We start from the raw sequence: 3,267 nt of genomic DNA, 5'->3' as shown, positions 1-3,267 counted from the left end.
AAAGCAGTTTGATTCACTTTGTGAACTTAACAGCTTTTTCTAACTTGATACACTTTACAGGAACAGGAATCGTATGGCGGCAAATTTCTATGAAATTTTAGGAGTATCCAGATATGCAACAGAAGCTGAAATAAAAAAAGCATTTAAGGAACTGGCAAAAAAATACCACCCTGACAAACATCCGGGACAATCATTCTATGAAGAGCATTTTAAAAAAATAAACGAAGCCTACCAAACACTGTCTGATTCTAAAAGTAGAAAAGTCTATGATCTACGATTATTTTACAACCAGGTTCCACCTCCTAATCAAAGTCACCAATCCACACGCAATCAGACACAACAGCGTCCTCAGCAAACCTATGCACAATCAGCTTACAGAAAAAAATCTTCTGAGAAAAAGCAAGCAGAAAAAAACAAACTGAATAAATATTACCTGTATGTATCCATCATCGCCGTGCTGTTTATTGGCGGTTGCTACTGGTTTTATAATTTCATGAATGCCTACGCCGCTAAAGAATATTTTATACAGGGGCTCAGAGAAGAATCTAATGGCAACATCAGTATGGCAAAATATTATTATTGGGCGGCACTTGAAAAAGATGGCAATAATCCTGAAATCAATGAAAAGTTTGGCGATATGTGTTCGAAATTAGGCCACAACAATTCGCTTGAATTATTTTATTATGACCTGGAACTGCAGAAAAAAAATATTGATCCTGATTTTGATGAAACCAGCAAAAATATGCTTTCCCAAATACAAATACAGGACTCCGCAGCTAACTTCCACTTCAGAAAAGCATATGATAACTATGAACAAATCAACGACAAAAGAAGAGTTGGTTTAAAATCGGTTAAAACAGCACTTAAAACCGCTGACTATAAAACTGCACAAAGAAACCTAAATGAAGTAACTAAACTTTCCACGCATGATGACAGCACCATTTATTATCAGGGAGAAATTGACTTTCATTTAAAGAATTACACCGAAGCAAGAAAGTCTTTTGCTGCTTTTGCCGGCTTACACCCTAAATCAACGGAAGCCTGGATTCGTGTGGCTCTGTGCCGTTATAATGAAGGTAGTGAAGACCTGGCATTAGGCCAACTAAATACAGTCATTAAAAATTTCCCCGACAACGGTGAAGCTTATTATTTCAAAGGTGAAATAACACGCAGGCAAAAAGACACGGCAAAAGCCTGTAACCTTTTTATGAAAGCCGATAGCCTTAATGTTCCTGCTGCCAAAGCAGCTATTTATTCTTATTGCAGCAATTAATTTATGAAACTTCTATATATAGCAATAGCTTTCATTTTCTGTCACGTTACAATCGCCCAACAGAATTATTTCCCTCCCAATACATTCCGCTCACCGGAAAACAAATCATACTGGAAAAACAAACGTCCGTATGCGGATTACTGGCAGCAGGATGTACATTATACAATTGATGCCACGCTCGACGATTCGTTAAATACCATTACAGGAAATAGCTACAAACTGGTATACTGGAACAATTCACCCAATACATTAAATGAATTGTACTTTCATTTATTTCAGAACAGCACTCAACCGGGCTCATATTACGAAGACTTAAACAAAAATAATAAAATCCCGATTAAGTATGGGAAATACGAGCAGGAAGGATTAGGAACAATTACTGAATATATCCAAGTGAATGGCCAATCTGTAAAGACTGAACTGGACAATACCATCCTGAAAGTATTTCTCAACCAGCCTTTGTTAAGCGGCGACTCGTTGGTTGTAACCATGAAGTTTACCACCTATTACGACAACGGCAGCATGCGTCGCCGGATGAAGTTTTATGAAACATTCAACACCAAACATTTTGATGGTGTATTTTGGTATCCTACCATTTGTGTGTATGATAAAAAATTCGGCTGGACAACCGACCAGGATCTGGACAAAGAATTTTATCACGATTTCGGAACATTTGATGTAGCCCTTACATTTCCGCAGGAATACGTGTTGGATGCAACCGGTGTATTGATCAATGAAAAAGAAGTCCTTCCCGACACACTTCGTGCTAAGCTTGATCTTAAAAATTTTTCAAATAAAAAATTCGGCGAACAACCTTCGATTATCATTCCAAAAGAAAAAGGTAAAACCAAAACCTGGCTCTTTCATGCTGAGAACGTTCACAACTTTGCGTTTACCGCTGATCCTTTATACCGCATCGGAGAAACTTCATGGAACGGTGTGCGGGTGATTACACTTGCCCAGGAACAAAGCGCATCTAAATGGCAGCAGTCCGGTGACTATACAGCCAAAGTGATTCGTACATATTCTAAAGACTTTGGTATGTATGACTGGCCGAAAATTATTATTGCTGATGCCAAAGACGGCATGGAGTATCCAATGCTCACACTGGACAATGGTACTTATCCGCAACATCAGTATCTGCTCTCACATGAAGTAGGCCATATGTGGTTTTACGGAATGGTTGGTTCCAATGAAACCTACCGCGCCTTTATGGACGAAGGCTTCACACAGTTCTTAACGGTATGGTCTATGGATAAAATCGTAGGAGCAAAACGTGATCGCATACATACCAATAAATTAATTGACAAGCATCTTGATTCATTAGACAACAGGTACGAATATTTATATTACCCATACCTGAATCATGTAACTGAAAATTACGATGAACCGATAAATACACATTCCTGCGCTTTCAATGGAGCCGTTCGACATAACGGCAACTATGGCCTTGTATATTATAAAGCCGGCACCATGCTTTATAATTTAAAATATGTATTGGGCGATTCTCTTTTTGTAGGTGCCATGAAACACTATGTTGAAAAATGGAAATTCGCTCACCCCTATCCGGAAGATTTCAGAGACGCGATTATTGAATACACTAAAGCTGACCTGAACTGGTTCTTTGATGAGTGGCTCGAAACCAACAAGTATATTGACTATAAAGTAAAATCTGTAAAAAAAGTATCGGAGAAAGGGACTCCCCTTACATACAACATTACCTTCGAACGATTGGGTCGCATGCAGATGCCATTAAAATTTACGGTTACATTTAAAGACGGTACTTCAAAAAAATTCGTGATACCCAATACATGGTTTGTTGCACCAACCAAAGATAGTGTATTAGCAAAGTGGTATGGCTGGGATCTGCTAAAACCAATATATACCACCGAACTCAAAACCAGTTCTGAAATACAATCTGTCATTATTGATCCGGAAATGCTATTGGCAGATGATGACAATTCAAACAATCAATGGGGGAAAAAAACAAACCG

The 3,267-nt window shown here is 38.4% G+C and carries 2 protein-coding genes; both read left to right on the top strand.

Translation table 11 applies throughout. The features are described from left to right. The first annotated feature begins 73 nt into the window (after window positions 1-73). A complete protein-coding gene (locus ACTHJT_RS11760; protein WP_440238375.1) occupies window positions 74-1,273 on the top strand; it encodes a J domain-containing protein in 1,200 nt (399 codons plus the stop codon). 3 nt (window positions 1,274-1,276) lie between these two features. Further along, the coding region (locus ACTHJT_RS11755) for a M1 family metallopeptidase (protein WP_440238373.1) at window positions 1,277-3,267 on the top strand (1,991 nt) is incomplete at its 3' end.

Origin of the sequence: Cytophaga sp., assembly GCF_051961495.1 — a bacterium.
Taxonomy (GTDB): Bacteria; Bacteroidota; Bacteroidia; order Cytophagales; family Cytophagaceae; genus Cytophaga.
This window is presented reverse-complemented; position numbering and strand designations above follow the sequence as displayed.